General features: G+C 41.7%; 17 protein-coding genes. 8 read left to right on the top strand and 9 right to left on the bottom strand.

Annotated features, from left to right (window positions below):
* Position 1 precedes the first annotated feature (1 nt).
* The 4 genes from WKK05_RS33930 to WKK05_RS33945 all read right to left on the bottom strand — a co-directional run bounded on the left by WKK05_RS33930 (position 2) and on the right by WKK05_RS33945 (position 3,577).
* The gene (locus tag WKK05_RS33930) at positions 2-1,381 is read right to left on the bottom strand and encodes an AtzE family amidohydrolase (protein ID WP_341527359.1); all 1,380 of its coding nucleotides are present in this window, start codon (positions 1,379-1,381) and stop codon (positions 2-4) included.
* Entirely contained in the window at positions 1,378-1,566 is a 189-nt protein-coding gene (locus tag WKK05_RS33935) for a DUF4089 domain-containing protein (protein ID WP_341527360.1), read from the bottom strand. Before WKK05_RS33935 ends, WKK05_RS33930 begins: the two co-directional genes overlap by 4 nt.
* A 37-nt stretch (positions 1,567-1,603) precedes the next feature.
* Positions 1,604-1,954 (bottom strand): DUF952 domain-containing protein, encoded by a 351-nt coding sequence (locus WKK05_RS33940; protein WP_341527361.1) that lies wholly within the window; start codon positions 1,952-1,954, stop codon positions 1,604-1,606.
* A gap of 105 nt (positions 1,955-2,059) precedes the next feature.
* Positions 2,060-3,577 (bottom strand): thioredoxin-like domain-containing protein, encoded by a 1,518-nt coding sequence (locus tag WKK05_RS33945; RefSeq protein WP_341527362.1) that lies wholly within the window; start codon positions 3,575-3,577, stop codon positions 2,060-2,062.
* Positions 3,578-3,649: 72 nt separating this feature from the next.
* Between WKK05_RS33945 and WKK05_RS33950 the strand changes: the two genes are divergently transcribed.
* A complete protein-coding gene (locus tag WKK05_RS33950) occupies positions 3,650-4,564 on the top strand; it encodes a glutaminase (RefSeq protein WP_341531262.1) in 915 nt (304 codons plus the stop codon).
* 128 nt (positions 4,565-4,692) lie between these two features.
* Here WKK05_RS33950 and WKK05_RS33955 read toward each other — a convergent pair.
* Positions 4,693-5,747, bottom strand: a protein-coding gene (locus tag WKK05_RS33955; protein WP_341525019.1) for an IS630 family transposase whose coding sequence is annotated in 2 segments (ribosomal slippage) — positions 4,693-5,352 and positions 5,355-5,747 — 1,053 coding nt in all. Because the reading frame shifts where the segments join, the coding sequence is not laid out codon by codon here.
* 67 nt (positions 5,748-5,814) lie between these two features.
* Positions 5,815-7,452: a hypothetical protein gene (locus WKK05_RS33960; RefSeq protein WP_341527363.1), complete on the bottom strand. Its 1,638-nt coding sequence runs from the start codon at positions 7,450-7,452 to the stop codon at positions 5,815-5,817.
* Between the two features lie 552 nt (positions 7,453-8,004).
* Between WKK05_RS33960 and psaA the strand changes: the two genes are divergently transcribed.
* The 5 genes from psaA to WKK05_RS33985 all read left to right on the top strand — a co-directional run bounded on the left by psaA (position 8,005) and on the right by WKK05_RS33985 (position 15,355).
* A complete protein-coding gene (gene psaA, locus WKK05_RS33965) occupies positions 8,005-10,263 on the top strand; it encodes a photosystem I core protein PsaA (RefSeq protein WP_341527364.1) in 2,259 nt (752 codons plus the stop codon).
* Between the two features lie 110 nt (positions 10,264-10,373).
* Positions 10,374-12,605, top strand: a complete 2,232-nt coding sequence (psaB, locus tag WKK05_RS33970; RefSeq protein WP_341527365.1) for a photosystem I core protein PsaB — start codon at positions 10,374-10,376, stop codon at positions 12,603-12,605.
* A gap of 372 nt (positions 12,606-12,977) precedes the next feature.
* The gene (locus tag WKK05_RS33975) at positions 12,978-13,721 is read left to right on the top strand and encodes a class I SAM-dependent methyltransferase (RefSeq protein ID WP_341527366.1); all 744 of its coding nucleotides are present in this window, start codon (positions 12,978-12,980) and stop codon (positions 13,719-13,721) included.
* 149 nt (positions 13,722-13,870) lie between these two features.
* Entirely contained in the window at positions 13,871-14,311 is a 441-nt protein-coding gene (gene cynS, locus WKK05_RS33980; RefSeq protein WP_341527367.1) for a cyanase, read from the top strand.
* Between the two features lie 138 nt (positions 14,312-14,449).
* A complete protein-coding gene (locus tag WKK05_RS33985) occupies positions 14,450-15,355 on the top strand; it encodes a site-specific DNA-methyltransferase (RefSeq protein ID WP_341527368.1) in 906 nt (301 codons plus the stop codon).
* Between the two features lie 60 nt (positions 15,356-15,415).
* On the opposite strand, the gene WKK05_RS33990 is transcribed toward WKK05_RS33985, so the two are convergent.
* The gene (locus WKK05_RS33990) at positions 15,416-15,628 is read right to left on the bottom strand and encodes a hypothetical protein (protein ID WP_341527369.1); all 213 of its coding nucleotides are present in this window, start codon (positions 15,626-15,628) and stop codon (positions 15,416-15,418) included.
* A gap of 717 nt (positions 15,629-16,345) precedes the next feature.
* Between WKK05_RS33990 and WKK05_RS33995 the strand changes: the two genes are divergently transcribed.
* Positions 16,346-17,416, top strand: coding sequence for an SGNH/GDSL hydrolase family protein (locus WKK05_RS33995; RefSeq protein WP_341527370.1), 1,071 nt, complete (start codon positions 16,346-16,348; stop codon positions 17,414-17,416).
* A 20-nt stretch (positions 17,417-17,436) separates the two neighbouring features.
* Positions 17,437-17,799, top strand: a complete 363-nt coding sequence (locus WKK05_RS34000; protein ID WP_341527371.1) for a DUF4864 domain-containing protein — start codon at positions 17,437-17,439, stop codon at positions 17,797-17,799.
* Positions 17,800-17,861: 62 nt separating this feature from the next.
* On the opposite strand, the gene larE is transcribed toward WKK05_RS34000, so the two are convergent.
* Both larE and WKK05_RS34010 read right to left on the bottom strand, forming a co-directional pair.
* A complete protein-coding gene (gene larE / locus WKK05_RS34005; RefSeq protein WP_341531263.1) occupies positions 17,862-18,698 on the bottom strand; it encodes an ATP-dependent sacrificial sulfur transferase LarE in 837 nt (278 codons plus the stop codon).
* Between the two features lie 150 nt (positions 18,699-18,848).
* Positions 18,849-19,748: a CHAT domain-containing protein gene (locus WKK05_RS34010; protein ID WP_341527372.1), complete on the bottom strand. Its 900-nt coding sequence runs from the start codon at positions 19,746-19,748 to the stop codon at positions 18,849-18,851.

Raw genomic sequence — 19,748 nt, forward strand, 5'->3', positions numbered from 1 at the left:
ATTAGCTATTAAATACTTTTACTGAAACTATACCTTTAGCTTCTAACAAAGCTGCTACTCGAAAAATTAAAGCTTCATTGTAGGGTGCTGCTATCAATTGCACACCCAAAGGTAGAGCATTTTGATGCTGAATCGGTACTGATAAAACTGGTAGGCCGATAAAAGATAAAGGTTGAGTGAATAGTCCTAAATGTGGACGAACAAGAATTTCTTGCCCATCCAAAATCATAGTTTGTTGACCAATTAACGGTGCTGAAATTGGTGTAGTTGGTGCAAGAATTACATCAACATTTTGAAAGATTTCTCGGACACGATCGCGATACCATTTTCTAAAGCGTTGCGCTTGTAAATACCAGCTACTTGGTATTAATGCTCCTGCTAAAAAGCGATCGCGTGTTGCTGGGTCAAAGGCTTGAGGACGCGATCTTAATTTATCTAAATGCAGATTTGCGCCCTCGCTAGCTGTAATCACAAAGGCAGCTGCCCTAGCGCGATGTGATTCTGGTATTGTGATGTACTCAGTCACATCCAATGCATCTGCTACTTTTTGCACTGCTGCTAAGGCTTCTGGTTCCGCACCTTTCATAAAATAATCGTCAGCAATGGCAATTCTTATACCAGAAATATCTTGATAGATTTGTGGTAAACACAATTCAGGAGGGCGTTTTGTACATATCGGATCGCGATCGTCTTCTCCTTGAAGGAGATCGAAAACAGTAGCAATATCCTGCACTGAACGCGTAAAAGGGCCAATGTGGTCAAAACTGCTAGAAAATAAAGCTACTCCAGCACGAGACAAACGTCCATAGGTTGGTTTTAAACCAAAAACACCGCACAAAGCCGCCGGAACGCGAATTGAACCATTAGTATCAGAACCCAGCGTTAACGGTATTAACCCAGCAGCAACCGCCGCCGCCGAACCACCTGATGAACCTCCAGCAACCCGCTGTAAATTATGAGGGTTGTGAGTAGCACCGTAATGAGAGTTTTCTGTGACAAAGCCGTAGGCGTACTCATCCATATTTAAAGCGCCAACCAATATAGCACCCGCTTTTTTCAGCTTGGCTATGGCTGTTGCATCTTGGCTAGCTGGCGGATTTTCTGCATTAATTTTTGACCCCGCTAGAGTTGTTAAACCAGCGATATCAAAGAGGTTTTTGACTGCAAAAGGCACACCAGTCAATGCACCAGGGTGATCACCATCAGCAATTTTCTGATCAATTTGTGCTGCATCTGCCAAAGCCGCCTCAGCAATCACAGTTGTAAAACAATTAAGTTCATTGTTTTGTGCTGTGATACGTGCTAACGCAGCTTTGGTAACTTCCACCGCGCTAACTTTGCCTGAACGAACATCAGCAGCTATTGATACAGCATCATTCATGGTTCAAACACTGGTGCAGCTTCAATTTCTTCTGGTAGAGAGAAAGAATTTACGAGATTAGCGATCGCTTTTATCCTCTCAAAATTTGTCACCACCCCATCTCGATACTCATCTCTTATTTGCAAATTCAATAACAACCCCATTTGCTCAACATATTTATCCACATCAAATTCCCGACTTTCCATCTTTCCTCCTCTGTATTCTCTGCGCCTCTGCGGTTCCTTATTCTAAATCTACAACTTCTTGCGGCAACTCAAAAAAGCCATCTTCACCAGCTTCAAAGTCAATAACCTGAAAAACTGCATCAATATTTAACTCACCATAAATGTGAGGAAATAATTCGCCTATCTCAGCAGCTTCATAAAGAATTTCCGCTTGCACTTTATCAGAATCAATAAAAAGCAGTACCAATTCTTTTTGATTAGAAAAAAATCTATTTGCAACTGTGACAATTTGCGTTGGCTTTGAACAGTGGATAAAGCCTTCATTATCCAGTGAATCAGCACTATAGCTGCCAATAAATTTAGCTTGTTCCCATTGTTGGCGTTGGGTAATGTGAAAGATAGAACTCATTTTAATTAATAGTTATTTGAAATCCAAGTTTTTTTAAGCTCACGCAGAGACGCAGAGACGCAGAGTTTTCTTAGCGCCTTTGCGCCTTGGCGTGAGCTAATCATTCTATAAATTAGGCGGAATACAAACATCCGGCGCACACAACTTTGAAAATTGCAACGTTGTCACCTCAAAAGTATTCAAATCTACACGGCGAATGACATGGTTATTAGTATCAGCAATATATAAATGTGAACCCATAACACTCAATCCCGAAGGTTCAAAAAATCGGCTATTCTTACCTTCACCATCTTGCAAACCAGCAGAACCATCTCCTAATACTGTTTGACAATTACCTGTACTAGGACTAACTAATTTAATTTTATGGTTGTAAGTATCTGCTACCCACAGATAATTCTGAGCATATTCCACTCCTAAACAGTGTTGCAACCTAACATTTTCACCCTGTCCATCAACATCACCAAAGCCAAATAAACTCCCACTACCGCAAACAGTTCGCACTTGATAAGGTTCTACCAGTCCTACACCACGAATTGAACTAACTTCGCTGTCAGCAACATATAGTTCTTGTCCATTAGTAGTTATGCCACTGGGTTGAGCAAAGACAGATTCAGTAAGTGAACCATCAACGCAAGCTTCAGCACCACTACCAGCGTAGGTTTTGATAATGCTGGTTTCTAAATCCATTTGCCAAATTTGATGTGGCCCCGCCATTGCAATGAACAGGCTATTTCCCACTTTCACTAAATCCCAAGGGGAATTCAATGCTGTTTCTAAAGCAAAACCGCCATGAGGCCGAATATTGCGACTTTGTTTACCTGTTCCCGCAATAGTTTCTACTACTTGGCGCTGCAAATCAACTCGCCGCAAAGCGTGGTTTTCTGTGTCAGCAACATAGAGAATCTGATTTTCTGCATCAAAAGCCATTCCCTGCGGTGCAAAAAACTGCGCTTCGCTAAAAGTACCATCGGTTAAACCAGCTTTTCCTATGCCAATCAAATGCAGAATTTCCCCCTCAAAGTTGCTCACAACTAGACGGTGATGTCCAGAGTCAGCGATGAAAAGACCTGCTGGAGTTGCTAGAACTTTACCAGGAAACGCCAGGGGTGTAATTAATGGTTGGCGCTGTTTCTCTAAAGTCAAGCTAAGTTCATGAAAATTAATCGTGCCTTTCTCTTGGTGTTGGCTAATTAACTGTTGAATTAATTCGTCTACAGCATCTCGATTACCTTCGCCAGAAACGTAACCAATTACGTAACTTTCTGGGTCGATAATCATTAACGTAGGCCAAGCACGTACAGCATACTCTTCCCAAACTCGAAAATCAGTGTCTACTAAAATAGGGTGTTCGATGTCGTAGCGCAGTATAGCTTGGCGAATATTTTCAGTTTCTTTTTCATTGTCAAACTTGGCAGAGTGAACGCCGATAACAGTAAGGCTATCTTTATATTTCTGTTCTAAATATTTCAGGTCTGGCAGAATGTGTAAACAGTTGATACAGCAGTATGTCCAAAAATCTAAAATGACGACTCTACCCTTGAGTTGCTTTAGAGACAAAGGTTTGTCGGTGTTGAGCCAAGAGTAATTTTGTGGTAGTTCTGGCGCTCTGACACGAGGAATCATACTAATTCGTAATTAAGAAATGCAAGCATTATGCTTGTTAACTATACGTAATTTAACGTGGCTATATCTCTTGTGAAAGGACTTGAAAGACTAACTAATACAGAGTTGATAGCTTTAATACAACTAGCCAAAACCCAGGCTGAAGAGGGGCAAGTTTGCGATCGCATTCTCCAATTAGCTTTGGCTAATCCTCATGGGTTTGCAGTTCACATCTGCTGTGAATCAGGACACACTGTCAGCCTTGGCGATACAGCTTGTATCTTTCCTTTAATGAGCGTCATTAAAACATTCTCTCTGCTTTATCTACTAGAACATTTCGGAGCAGAAACAGTTTTTCAATGGGTTGGAGTCCAACCATCAGATGCACCATTCAACTCTTTAGAGCAGCTGATTACTGATGCTGGACACCCCCGCAATCCGATGATTAATAGTGGAGCCATTACTCTTGCTGATAAGTTACCGGGAAACGATGCTAGTCAGCGAACTCTTTTATTTTGTCAATGGCTCAATAAGTTAGCAGGTTGTCACCTAACCTTAGATGAAGTAATGCTGGCTTCAGTGCGAGCGACACGCTCAAAAGCTAATCAAGCGATCGCAAATTATCTTGCCGAAACAGGACATCTACAAAATCCTGAAATAGCACTTGACATATACGAGCAGATATGCTGCCTATCTGGGAGAGTTGAAGATTTAGCCCAGTTAGGAAAACTTTTAGCTTGTGAAAACAATCTTTTATCAGCGCAACATCGCCAGATTGTTAACGCTGTGATGTTAACCTGTGGGCTGTATGAGGCTTCTGCCCAATATGCGGTTCAGATTGGTCTACCGATGAAATCAGGAATTGGCGGTGGACTGCTAGCAATAGTACCAGGTGAAGGAGCGATCGCTTGCTACAGTCCTGCCTTGGATAGTATAGGTAATCCAGTAGGAGCGATCGCCTTTATTGCTGCTTTATCGCAAAATTTAGAGTTGAGTATCTTCGGCTAAAACAGCCGAGGACTCACATTTTATCTAGGTTTTGCTGACTCAGGAGTAACTTTTTCAGGTAACAGTGTTGATTGAGGTGTTGGAGTTAAGTAGGTAGGCACCGAAATTTTCTACTATGTAACAAAATCTTAAGTTGATAATCTAGAGCTAAATTTTACACGATGTGTGTTGTGATTGTTTTTTTTTCCTCTAGCTTGAACACCATTGATGACGGCGTAAGCGAGATCTAGCTCATCATCAAATGCTTGCCCGGATAACTCATCTTTCTTGAGATGTTGCCATTCCAATTCAATTGGATTCATTTCTGAGCAATATTTCGGGAGAAAAAAGATGTACAAACCCTGACTTTCCCATTTTTTCCACAATTGTTGAACTTCTTGGCAGCGATGTATTGGCCCGTTATCTTGCACAATCACGCTGATACGTCCAGTTTCTTGGGCTTGTTTGGCTTCTTTCTCCATCATTTCTATATAAGATTTACGGTCAACACCACCGATAACTAAACCGTAAACAAAACTGATTAAAGGTTGGAGAAGCCCGATAATACTTAATCTGCGACCACGGCGTTTAGTCTGTTCTAACCGTTTTTGCTCACCTCTAAAGTAATATGTATAACTAGGTTCGCTCCACATACAGAACCCTGACTCGTCTAGGTATTTCAGGTCTATTTCACCAGTGGCAGCAGCTAATTCCAACATGTCTAGGTCTGCTTGCTTGTTTGCTCGTGCTACTGGGTCTTGTTTTCCTTTATGGCTTTTCCTTGTCCGTTTCCAATCGACCCCCTTTTTTTGAGTACCCGTCTTAATCTGTCGGCACTCATCTCAACGTTGCGTTCTGTTTTCAACTTCAAAGCTAACTGAGAACTATTGTATGTGCGTGGCTCGTTTCTGAGGCATTCTTCTAAAAATATCATGTCATCCTCAAGCCACTTTGGTTTCCCCCCTCGCCCAGGAGATTCCCAAAGCCCTTCTGTGCCCAGTTTTTGCCATTGATGCAAAACTTTTGTGACTGTTTTTTTGTGACAATCAAAGTGATCTGCTATCTTCTCTACATACCAACCATGTGCATTTAGCCTGATTATTTCCGCCCTGTCTTTGACTTTCTGTGGTACATCCTGTTTTCTCAGATTTAGTAAAGTTTGGTCTTGCTCAGGAGTCAGAAATACCCTTAAACGCGCACCCATACACCAACTACCTTGTAGATGCATTATCAGTCTTTACATATCTTAACATAGCTGACTTTTTTGGCACCTACCTACTTACCTCTGGCTGTAGTTCTGGCGTTAGCGTATTTGTCTCTGGTGCAGGAGACTCGATAATCTCTGGGATTGTCGGGGAAAAACTCGGAGATGGTACAGGTGTTTGACGTGATTTGCGGTTAAAAAATCCGCCAAATCTCGGTTTTGCTGGCTCAGGAATAACTTTTTCAGGTAAGGGTGTTGATTCAGGTATCGGGCTTACCTCTAGCTTTGGTTCTGGTGTTGGTGCAATTATCTCTGGTGCAGGAGACTCGATAATCTCTGGGATTGTCGGGGACAAACTCGGAGATGGTACAGGCGTTTGACGTGATTTGCGATTAAAAAATCCGCCAAATCTCGGTTTTGCTGGCTCAGGAGTAACTTTTTCCGGTAACAGTGTTGATTGAGGTGTTGGTGTTACCTCTAGCTTTGGTTCTGGTGTTGGCGCAATTGTTTCTGGTGCAGGAGACTCGATAATCTCTGGGATTGTCGGGGACAAACTTGGAGATGGTCTAGCCGTTGGCACTTCTAATTTAGGTTCTTCTGGCTGTTTTGGCTTAGCTAGCTCTGTTTTGGGTTCTTCTAGAACTTGAGTTTCAGGAATGGGTTGTTTTTCTACCTTCGGCTGTATTTGGGGTGTTTTTTCAACAGTAGGTGTAAGTCTAACAGGTATTTTGGCAGTATAATTCACGTCTACAATGCTACGTACCTGATCTGCTGTGAGTTCCCCTCGCACAATTCTCGATAAAGTATCTTTACCCTTTGGCTGGTAGGTAATTAGTCTCGTTGTAGTATTGAAAGCATTTTTTACAGGATTTCCTTGGTTATCAAGAAATTCTAGTTTTACCCAGTTTTGACCGGGCTTAAAGCCTTTAAGATAAACTGCTTGCCAGCGATCAAAAATAAAGCTTTCACCATTAATCGTGCAGCGGATGCGCCAATCACTAAATTCGTCTTTCGTGTTTTCTTGAGCAACAAGGTGCAGAGGAGCATTAGTTAGGTAAAAGTCAAGTAAAATTGGCTCTGCTCCGTAGCTGCTTTGAGGACGGCTGTAAGTTAGCAAAGGCAGGCTAGGATCGGGATTATTGTCGTCTGTCTTGGTGAAAATATGAAACGTTGTCTGTGCATAAGCACCTTCGTTTTTAAAGCTTTCATGCCAAGGACGCGAGGCAAAGACACGTAGAGTATGAGTACCTGGGGACAAATCTGGCAAAACTAAAGGCTGATTCAGGTCATAAACAGGTATATAAGGTTGGTTATCGAGAATTACGTGTAGATGAGGCCCAAGTTGTAATTCTGGCTCTTTGAAGATTGGTAGATCCTTAACTTGAAAGCTAGCTGTGACTTTGTTGTCTTGAAGAACTTCATTAGATTTTGGAGTAATTATTGTTACTTGTGGTTGATAAACTTCCAAAGTTTGACGCAGTTCTTGAATCACAACTGGTGGTGAAACTTCTGAAAATTGCTTTGAAATTTGAGAAATCTTTGGAGGATTTTCTCCAGAACTATCTCTATTAGATACTTCTTGGCTACCAGCTTTCTCGCCACAACTGGTTAAGCTCAAGACTAGCACCAACATCATTACCCATCTAAGAATTGGAAATCTCTTAGGGAGAAGTTTCTCCAATACCGCCTTTTGCCACGAGTTCATGCCTTTCACCAGTGATAGTCGTCAACCGCTGACAGATCATTTTGGCTCAAACTGTCCATAGGGAACTATAGCCCAAAAGGAGGGCAGGGAGCAGCACTTCTCTACGAGAGGCTGCGCCCTAAGCGCAGCTATGCCGCAGGCTTTACGGCTATGCTCAGTGACCGAGGAGCAGCGGAGCAAGGGAGCAGAAGAAATAATTAATGACTCCTAACTCCCAACTCTTATACAGACGCGATTAATCGCATCTCTACTGCCAATTCCCAATAAAACCATAAATTTTACGAATTGTTATCGTTTGTAAATTAAATAAAGAATCTATTGACTTTTTGGCAATTAGTTTGAAGGTAAAAAGCATATAAGACGCTATTTTCAGGGATTTTGAATTATTGTTAAAATATCTCCAACAATGTACAAGTGAAGACTCTATAATTCAACAGAAACAACTCTCCACACAGGGTCTTCATCGCGGCTTCAGAAAATTTCTGGAGTATGCGGCTAAGGTTTACTTTGTGGTATTTATGATCCTCATTCCTTATCAAGAGAGGAGGTCGAATGACAATTAGTCCTCCGGAGCGAGAGGAAAAAAAGGCAAGAATCATCGTCGATAACGATCCAGTTCCCACCTCATTTGAGAAATGGGCACAACCAGGACACTTTGACAGATCCTTAGCCAGAGGGCCCAAAACCACCACATGGATTTGGAACCTTCATGCACTCGCCCATGATTTTGATACACATACAAGCGATTTAGAAGAAATATCCCGCAAGATATTCGCAGCGCACTTCGGCCACCTAGCCGTAGTGACGATTTGGCTGAGCGGGATGATTTTCCACGGCGCGAAGTTCTCTAACTACGAAGCTTGGCTTAGCGACCCACTGAACGTTAAGCCTAGCGCCCAAGTCGTTTGGCCCATTGTGGGACAAGACATTTTAAATGGTGATGTCGGTGGTGGTTTCCACGGCATTCAAATCACCTCCGGTCTGTTCCAAGTATGGCGTGGCTGGGGTATTACCAACTCCTTCCAGCTTTATGTAACTGCGATTGGCGGCTTGGTATTAGCAGGCTTGTTCCTGTTTGCTGGCTGGTTCCACTACCACAAACGCGCTCCCAAACTGGAATGGTTCCAGAATGTTGAGTCGATGCTGAATCACCACTTGCAAGTATTGCTAGGTTGTGGTTCCTTGGGGTGGGCAGGTCACTTAATCCACGTATCCGCACCGACCAACAAGCTTTTGGACGCAGGCGTTGCCCTCAAAGACATACCCTTGCCCCACGAGTTCATTCTGAACAAAGACTTGTTGACCGATCTGTATCCTGGCTTTGCCAGTGGTTTAGCACCTTTCTTCACCTTGAACTGGGGTCAGTATGCTGACTTCCTGACATTCAAGGGCGGTCTAAACCCAGTAACAGGCGGTTTGTGGCTGACAGACATTTCCCATCACCACTTGGCGATCGCAGTATTGTTCATCATTGCTGGTCACCAATACCGCACCAATTGGGGTATCGGTCACAGCATCAGAGAAATCCTGGAAAACCATAAAGGCCCATTCACTGGTGAAGGTCACAAAGGTCTCTACGAAAACCTGACCACATCTTGGCATGCTCAGTTGGCAACTAACCTTGCCTTCTTGGGTTCATTGACAATCATCATCGCGCATCATATGTACGCGATGCCTCCCTATCCATATTTGGCAACTGACTACGCTACTCAGTTGTGCATATTCACTCACCATATTTGGATCGGTGGCTTCTTGATTGTTGGTGGAGCAGCTCACGCTGCCATCTTCATGGTGCGGGATTATGATCCGGTTGTGAATCAAAACAACTTGCTGGATCGGGTGATTCGTCACCGGGATGCAATTATCTCCCACCTGAACTGGGTATGTATTTTCCTTGGCTTCCATAGCTTTGGGCTGTACATCCACAACGACACCATGCGTGCCTTGGGTCGTCCCCAAGATATGTTCTCGGATACCGCAATTCAGCTGCAACCAGTATTTGCTCAGTGGATACAAAATATTCACGCTTTGGCTCCTGGTTCAACTGCACCAAATGCCCTAGAACCAGTTAGCTATGTATTCGGTGGCGGTATTTTGGCTGTTGGCGGCAAAGTGGCAGCTGCACCCATCGCTTTGGGTACAGCGGACTTCCTAATTCACCACATTCACGCCTTCACCATTCACGTCACAGTACTGATTCTGCTCAAAGGCGTACTGTTTGCCCGGAGTTCTCGTCTGATTCCAGACAAGGCAAACTTGGGCTTCCGTTTCCCTTGCGACGGCCCTGGTCGTGGCGGTACCTGTCAAGTGTCTGGCTGGGATCATGTATTCCTCGGACTTTTCTGGATGTACAACTCCCTATCAATTGTGATTTTCCACTTCAGCTGGAAGATGCAATCAGATGTTTGGGGAACCGTAGATGCAGATGGTGTTGTGACTCACATCACTGGTGATAACTTTGCCCAAAGTGCCATCACGATTAACGGCTGGTTGCGTGACTTCTTGTGGGCGCAAGCAACACAAGTCATCAACTCCTATGGCAGTGCGCTATCTGCTTATGGACTCATGTTCTTAGGCGCTCACTTTGTCTGGGCATTCAGCTTGATGTTCCTGTTCAGCGGTCGCGGCTACTGGCAAGAACTGATTGAGTCCATTGTTTGGGCGCATAATAAACTGAAAGTAGCACCATCAATTCAGCCTCGCGCTCTGAGCATTATTCAGGGTCGAGCTGTAGGTGTGGCTCACTACCTATTAGGAGGAATAGCCACAACCTGGGCTTTCTTCCATGCACATATCCTTTCAGTAGGGTAGCAATCAGTTATATAGAGTGCTGAGTGCTGAGGAGTTAAAACTCAGCACTTAGACTCAAAACTCCAAAAGCTGAAACCTGATGGCTAAAGGTCAGAGGAATTATCAAACCTATGGCAACAAAATTTCCAAAATTTAGCCAGGATCTTGCACAGGATCCGACTACACGTCGGATATGGTATGCGATCGCTACAGGTAACGACTTTGAAAGCCACGATGGCATAACAGAGGAAAATCTTTACCAAAAGATTTTCGCCACTCACTTCGGTCATTTGGCAATCATCTTCCTGTGGGCATCGAGCCTCCTGTTTCATGTAGCCTGGCAAGGTAACTTTGAACAGTGGATTAAAGATCCCATTCACATCCGCCCAATCGCCCATGCAATTTGGGATCCCCACTTTGGTAAACCAGCGATAGAAGCTTTTACCCAAGCTGGTGCTAGCAATCCCGTCAACATTGCCTACTCTGGTGTTTACCACTGGTGGTACACCATCGGCATGAGAACAAATTCTGAACTGTATACAGGTTCAGTATTCCTCCTGCTGTTGGCAGCATTGTTCTTGTTTGCTGGTTGGTTGCACTTACAGCCCAAGTTCCGTCCTAGCCTCTCTTGGTTCAAGAGTGCTGAACCCCGCCTGAACCATCACTTGGCAGGTCTGTTTGGTGTTAGCTCTTTGGCTTGGACTGGTCACTTGGTTCACGTTGCTATCCCCGAATCTCGCGGACAGCACGTGGGTTGGGATAACTTCCTGACCACCTTGCCCCACCCAGCAGGCTTGACACCCTTCTTTACTGGTAACTGGGGTGTTTACGCTCAAAACCCTGATACAGCGGGTCATGTGTTCAGCACATCCCAAGGTTCAGGGACTGCGATTCTGACTTTCTTGGGTGGTTTCCATCCTCAAACAGAATCCCTGTGGTTGACTGACATTGCTCACCACCACTTGGCGATCGCAGTGATATTTATCATTGCTGGTCATATGTACCGGACTAACTTCGGAATTGGTCACAGCATCAAAGAAATGCTGAACTCCAAGTCTGGTTTGGTACCTGGAACAAAGAGTGAAGGTCAGTTTAACTTGCCTCACCAAGGGTTGTACGATACCTACAACAACTCTCTGCACTTCCAGTTAGGTATTCACCTAGCTGCTTTGGGAACCGTTACGTCCCTAGTAGCGCAGCATATGTATGCTCTGCCTCCTTATGCATTTATTGCTAAGGACTACACAACACAGGCAGCGCTTTACACCCACCACCAGTACATCGCGATTTTCCTGCTGGTTGGTGCTTTTGCCCACGGTGCTATTTTCTGGGTTCGTGACTACGACCCCGAACAAAACAAAGGCAACGTACTTGAGCGCGTACTGAAGCACAAAGAAGCGATTATCTCCCACCTCAGTTGGGTATCCCTCTTCTTGGGCTTCCACACCCTCGGTTTGTACGTCCACAACGACGTAGTGGTTGCTTTCGGTACTCCTGAAAAGCAAATCTTGATTGAGCCAGTATTTGCTCAATTCATCCAAGCTTCTCACGGTAAAGTACTCTACGGCTTAGACACCTTGCTGTCTAACCCTGATAGCGTAGCTTACACAGCCTATCCCAACTACGGCAACGTTTGGTTGAGTGGTTGGCTGGATGCTATTAACTCTGGAACAAACTCCCTGTTCTTAACAATTGGCCCTGGCGACTTCCTGGTACACCATGCGATCGCTTTAGGTCTTCACACCACCACACTCATCCTAGTCAAAGGTGCTTTGGATGCTCGTGGTTCTAAGCTGATGCCCGATAAAAAGGACTTCGGCTATGCCTTCCCTTGCGACGGCCCCGGTCGTGGCGGTACTTGCGATATCTCCGGTTGGGATTCCTTCTACCTATCACTCTTTTGGGCATTAAATACAGTAGGTTGGGTTACCTTCTACTGGCACTGGAAGCATTTAGGTATTTGGCAAGGCAACGTTGCTCAGTTCAACGAAAATTCCACATACCTCATGGGCTGGTTCCGTGACTACCTCTGGGCTAACTCTGCTCAGTTGATTAACGGATACAACCCCTACGGCGTGAATAACCTGTCTGTCTGGGCTTGGATGTTCCTGTTTGGACACCTAGTTTGGGCTACTGGCTTCATGTTCTTAATCTCCTGGAGAGGTTACTGGCAAGAGTTAATTGAAACCCTTGTCTGGGCGCACGAGCGTACTCCTCTAGCTAACCTAGTTCGCTGGAAAGACAAGCCCGTTGCTCTATCTATCGTTCAAGGACGTTTGGTTGGTCTAGCTCACTTCACTGTTGGCTACGTCTTGACTTACGCCGCGTTCTTGATTGCCTCCACTGCTGGTAAGTTCGGTTAATTCCGCTACTAGTTTTGTAGGATAAGTAATAAAAATCCCCTGCCGTTAGGTAGGGGATTTTTATTGAGTAGATAAGATGCCTAAGCCGCAAATTAATACCAATTTGAAAAAAGAATATGACAAATAGCCCATTTGTAGAGACGCGATTCATCGCGTCTTCACCCAAGGATGTGTTGCAATCATTAATTTAAGTTGCAATCATTAATTTAATTGGTATAAGAAAAACCTAAAATTTTATCTTTGGTTGGAAAGCGGGAAAGATAAAGATAGGATGGTGTCCACCCCACAAGAGAAATTACAAATAGTTAGTTTTCTATTTCATACGCCATTTTTTTAAAGAATTGGCAAATTCAGCGAGAAGCAGCTATAGATATGCTTGAGAAGCATTTTAAAAGCAACCTTTCTAAGCAAACTGAAGTTTCGTCGGTGCTAAGTGTTGGCCCTGGAGAGTTTGATAGGCAACTTATCCAATTTTTACAGCAATATGTTCCTGAAGGACAAACTTTAAAATATGTGACAGTAGAGCCTAATCATGTTCATCGGCAGATATTTGAAGCAACAATGCAATCACCTGGTCTTAGTGAAGTGAACTTAGAAATGCATCCAGTGATGATTGTAGATTTTCAAACAGATGAGCAATTTGATTGTATTCATTACACGCATTCTCTTTACCACATGCCAGGTCAAGAAGAGCAATTAATCCTTAAGTCGCTTAATATGCTCAAAGACGGAGGAGTTCTAATCATCACGCTGGAAACAGAAGAAGCAGTGATATTCAAATTAATTAACCAATACTCAGAAATAGCTGGTAAGGAAGAATACTGGCAAGAGACTTCTCATGTAGAAGCAAATAAGTTACGTAAAATCATAGATAATATCGGTTTGTCGTATAAATTTGAAAGCTATCCTGAATATTTAGATGTCTCTGCTTGCTTTAATCACAATTCGGAAGAAGGTAGAGTGTTGATGGATTTCCTTTTCCAAGCTAACTTACGTAATGCTTCTTCGGAGTTGAATCAACGGCTACTTTCTTTGGTTGACGAAGTAGCATTTGAGGAAAATGGCCGTAAAATGCTATATTTGCCCTCTGGCACATTTTTAATTCCAAAGCAATAGTGCGAGTTAAGTAAAACTTATTGTCATAGACAATTTCTTGGCGGTAAAATTTGCAAGATTTATCTGAGAACTCAATCCAAAATCTTAAATCCAATATCTAAAATTTGATGACCTCCGTAAAGTAAAGCGATGTTATGAGGAGTTAATAGATGTCTATTCCCGATATTACACAAAAGCTATTAGCGGCGAAACAAAAGAAAGAACTAAGCTTCGCCGACTTAGAAAAAATTCTCGGACGCGATGAAGTATGGATTGCTGCTTTATTCTACCGTCAAGCTAGTGCTTCGGAAGAAGAGGCAAAGTTATTAGTTGAAGCATTAGAGTTAGACGCAAGTTATATTCAAGAATTGACTGAATATCCTGTGAAGGGATTAGGCCCAGTTGTACCTACTGACCCACTAATTTATCGCTTCTACGAGATTATGCAAGTGTATGGGTTGCCAATTAAAGCTGTGATTCACGATAAATTTGGCGACGGAATTATGAGCGCGATTGATTTTACTTTAGACGTGGAAAAAGAAGAAGACCCTAAAGGCGATCGCGTTAAAGTTATTATGTCTGGTAAATTTTTACCTTATAAAAAATGGTAGTTTTTTAATTCAGCATATGGTAAATTTTCAAGATCATTTATTTGCTATTGCAATAAGTTAAAAAAATTATAATTATTATATTGAAAATAAGTTATAACTGGTTGTAAATTCTTTCACAGCTACAACCAGTTATAACTCTTGAAAAAAGAACAAATCAAGCCAGATAAAGAAATTATTTTTAATCCCTATTATATCCACCATAGCGGAGCAGCATATTTGGGTGATAGCTTAGAGCTAATTAAATTTATTGATGATAATAGTATTAATTTAATTCTAACTTCACCTCCATTTGCTCTTACTAGAAAAAAAGAATACGGTAATGAAAGCGCTGAAAAATATATAGAGTGGTTTCTACCTTTTGCCTATGAATTTAAAAGGGTACTGGCAAATAATGGCTCCTTTGTGCTGGATTTAGGCGGTGCTTACCTTCCTGGTCATCCCGTGCGGAGTATCTATCAATATGAGCTTTTAGTTAAATTATGCAGAGAAGTAGGTTTTTTTCTGGCTCAAGAATTCTACCATTATAATCCGGCTCGGCTTCCTACCCCTGCTGAGTGGGTAACCATCAAACGCATTCGTGTAAAAGATTCAGTAAATGTAGTTTGGTGGTTGTCTAAAACACCAAACCCTAAAGCAGACAATAGAAAAATTCTAAAGCCATATAGCCAAAGTATGAAAAAATTACTTAAAAATGGCTATAAGTCCAAAATACGTCCTAGCGGACATGAGATTTCTGACAAGTTTCAAAAAGATAATCAAGGTGCAATTCCGCCAAACTTACTAGAAATTGCCAATACTGAATCAAATAGTGCTTATTTACGTCAGTGTAAAGCAGTGGGAATTAAACCCCATCCAGCACGTTTCCCTCAAGGGTTCGCCGAGTTTTTCATCAAGTTCTTAACTGATGAAGGTGATATAGTTTTAGACCCATTTGCAGGTTCTAACACAACTGGATTTGTTGCTGAGACTTTGCAACGCCGATGGATTTCTTTTGAAATTAATGAGGATTATGTTGTGGGAAGTCGTTATCGATTTAGCCAATAATCTAGATAAAGTTAAGAGTGATAAGTTAAAATTTATAGCTTATAACTCATAACTATTTACTTAAATCTCTCCATTTACTTGCATTTGATGAACTTGATCCGCTAGGTCTTGACGACCTTGCTCATCTAACTTATCAATGGCTAACATACCCATGAGAATAACTTCTTTCAATGTCAAACGTGTCGAATGTGCCTGTTTTTGCACAATCTCCTTAATAATTGGACTAACACCAATCGCTGTACTAGCTCTAGCCACAGAATAATAGGGAACCACTAATGACTTAGCCTAAATATTAGCATTTCTAAGAAGGTTCTTCTATATAATTAAAACTTAATTTAAATGGCTTTAAACTTATGTTAGATGTTCTTATAGTTACATATTCAAATATGAATTTGAATTTATATAAATAAAGGAAAAAGATAGATAGGCAAGGTCTTATGATACTCATGAACAATTTTTAGCAATTCCTCAATCATGGCATCAAAAATAAAACTCAGGATTTACACGGAACTTAAAGTCTATTCCTAATATCCCAGTACAACGAGTGTAGTGTATGATCATGCTGAAAACAAATCTAGAAGTTCGCTAATCTCTATTAAGGTTGAAATTCTCTATGTATCTGGTACTCAAACTCTCATATTAACTAAGCCTATGCTAGGTCATTAATAACACTTAGTCATACTATGTGAACGTTCTGAATAGCGAGCCTTTGAGATATTTCTAAGTTATTCAAAAATCGTTGATTATATACCACTGTAAAATTGATGAGCCAAAAGACAGTAGCAGTAATTTTTAATACTCTGGTATTTCGTCTGTAAAAATAAATATGCTTTGAAGAGATTGTAAATTGTCAAATTAATCTCCCTAACCCACTTTACAGAACTATACAGTGTAAATAAGAATAATAATCTAACCGAAGTAAAAATTTCCTGAATCCAGCCTGTAAATGCTGTCATAGGGAAAAGCAGTGAGTAGAGGAGAGATAAAAAGATGAGGGATCCCTATCTGTTGGCAGCAGGCTTGTTAACAGGATTGGCAATACCAGCATCGGCTCTTCCACATATGTCGATTATCCTGCAAGACAATTCTAGATTCCTGTGGGATTTAAAACAGGGTTCTCAGCCAATAGTAAATCAGAAAATCATCCCCAGTGTTAACAAGCTCTCCTCTCCAGAATTGAGTAACCAAGCTTTACAACTGCTAGGGAATGTACAGCCGACAGTAGGTGAAAAAGTCATCCCCAATGAAGATGTCTCGTTGCCGCAATTGAGCAGTCAAGAAGTTTCAGCACCAACTGAGTCATCACTTAACCCTAACCTGCCAACAGCTACCAGTACACTGATATCTGGAAGTCAACTTTACTATCAAAGATTGGCGGCTTTGAAAACAGGACAAGTCTATAAACGTGTGGATAGTGATAGCGTCCAGTCGATGTGGGACTCAGCCAAAAAGCATCAGTTAACTTATGAGGACTGGAAAATTTTATTAGCTTTGGAAGCCAAAGCGATCGCTCAAGGACAAGGTAGAAATCATCTCAGTATTTTATTGGGTGATTCTTTAAGTTTGTGGTTCCCCAACGAAAAACTGCCTACTGGTAAATTGTGGTTAAATCAAGGCATATCTGGAGATACTTCCAGTGGCATTTTAAGGAGATTAGGAGCATTTTCGGCAACGCGACCGGATGTAATTTACGTGATGGCGGGAATTAACGATATGCGAAAAGGCGCTAGCGATCAAGCAATTTTACGTAATTACCGCCGGATTATCCGCAGCTTAAGACAGGATCATCCAAAGACTCAGATAATTGTCCAATCAATTTTGCCTACTCGTCTATCAACAATTTCTAATAGCCGTATTCGTCGAGTCAACGCCCAACTGGCCTTGATTACTAAGCAAGAAGGAGCTAATTATTTAAATCTCTATAGTTGGTTTACAGATATGCAAGGTAATTTGCGTTCAGAGTTAACCACAGATGGCTTACATCTATCTAAAGATGGCTATGATGTGTGGGAATCAGTACTACAGCAGGTAGAATTAAAGCTCGTTCAGAGCAAGAATTGAGCCAGTGTAATTTTAAATTTATGGAAGTGACAGATCATGATGCCATTACTATACGTTCTGTAATAGAGTGCCAATTAGCAGCCTTTCAAAAGGATGATGCCCAAGGCGCTTTTGCCTTCGCTAGCCAAGGAATTCAAGCACAATTTGGCACTCCAGAAAACTTTATACAGATGGTGAGAACAAGCTACCCAGCTGTGTACCGTCCTCGTTCTATATTTTTTGAAAAAATAACAATTATCCAGAAGAACATAACTCAGCCAGTGCTACTGCTTGCACCTAACGGAGTTCCCGTAAGAGCATTATATTTTATGGAAAAGCAGCCTGATCATACTTGGAGGATTAACGGCTGCTTTCTTGTATCTATAGAAGCAAAAATTATTTAGTTTTGGGATGGGTCATAAGGTGAGACAAAGGAGACAAGAATAATTACTAACTGTTGACTAATTTATGGTTTAGCACTCAGGCTTTCCTTATTTGAAACCTGTAAAACTTGATTTAACTTCCCGCTACGATAACCTTCTAGATCCAGAGTTACGTAGATAAATCCAAAATCTTGAAATGCGGAAACTAATGATGGTAAATCCGTAGTCAACACAAACTCTTTGATTTGTTCTGCTGGTAATTCAATACGTGCGGTATCACCTTCAGAACGCACGCGCAAATTCTTCCAACCCAGCTTTCTCAAGAAAATTTCTGCTCTACCTACTCGTTGCAACTTGGCTACGGTAATCTCTTCACCGTAGGGAAAGCGAGAACTAAGACAAGGTTGAGCAGGTTTATCCCACCAAGGTAAACCGAGTTGTTGTGAAAGTTGACGGATTTCGACTTTAGTGACACCAACTTCTGCTAAAGGCGATCGCGCACCTCTTTCTTTAGCAGCCTGTATTCCTGGGCGATAATCATGCAAATCATCAGCATTCACTCCATCCACCACATAGGGATAACCCAACTCCCTAGCTAAAGGTTTGAGAGTGTCGTGCAATTCACTTTTGCAGAAATAACAGCGATTGACAGGGTTAGACGTGTAATTGGGATTTTCCATCTCGTGAGTCTGAACAATTTGATGACGAATCCCAATAGTTGCTGCTTGAATTTTGGCGTCTTCCAACTCTTCTGGTAATAGCGAAGGAGAAACAGCTGTGACAGCTAAAGCGCGATCGCCTAACACATCATAAGCAATCTTAGCAACTAAAGTGCTGTCAACGCCTCCAGAGTAGGCAATCAAGGCTTGCTCCATTTCTGCAAATAAGGCTTTGAGTCGCTCAAGCTTTTCTGTCACCATAACTTTCCAATCCTGCAAAAAATCAATAGCACCCAACATATTCCATTTTAGGCACCTATTCCCTAGATTGAGGATTTCGTGGAATGTTAATGATGTATGAGTATACTAGTAGAATTTTTAAATAACATTTACTGGTAGATAATTTGACATTCAAATATCATTTGTAAAGAAAATAGTCGATGGCTCAGATTTTAAAGCAAGTAGTTGTGGCGTATATTGCTCATCTAAGTTTTCCATATCTATTTGTAGACAACCTAAGTCAAAAGCTGTTTTGAGGTCGCGCCCATAGCCTAATGATTGATAAAATGCTGTAGCAAAACTAAGTGCTGATTCATCTGTAATTTCTGTAGACATCCCAACTACGCCATCAATGTGTTGGGCGATCGCTTTTGCTTGGGGTTCAGAGTAGCAGGCATTCAGAACAACGCAGCGAATATTATCTTTTAATATAGAAAATAATTGACTAAATGCTCTAACTGAAACAGGATGGTAGTTACCAAAGTTATCTTCTAAAATAATTTCACTGTCTTCACTTCCATGACCAGTAAAATGTACGATATCAGGTTTATGACGTAGCAGAAGACCCTGTAAATCGCTGACGCGCACAGCCCAATGTTGGATAACCTCAAATTTATCACCAAATTCTGCTTGACGCAGTGCTTGATCAATTGAGCGACTCTCTTGATCTAATCTCAGATGAGTAGTGTCTGAAGGATTGGCTGCCAAAAAAAGGATTTTAATTATTTTATTATTACTTTTGATATTATTTAAGTTTTGAATACTCTCTTTAACAAGAATATCTTGTTCAATTGCATTCGTTAAATCTAAAAGTGCAGAGATAATACGATTCTTTTCTCGTCTCATTTCTTCTGTACTTAAAATACCTTTGCGTTCATTTTCTTGTAATTGGTTTAAATTAGCTGCGTGTAAAATTACTTCATTATGATAGCGGGATGAGTATTCATTAGTAATTTCTGTTAGTTGCAAAATAGCATTTTGTAACTCACTCTGTTGAATTAGTTTTTTAATATTAATTAATCCCTTATTCAT

It is taken from the genome of Nostoc sp. UHCC 0302 (genome assembly GCF_038096175.1).
Classification (GTDB): Bacteria; Cyanobacteriota; Cyanobacteriia; order Cyanobacteriales; family Nostocaceae; genus UHCC-0302.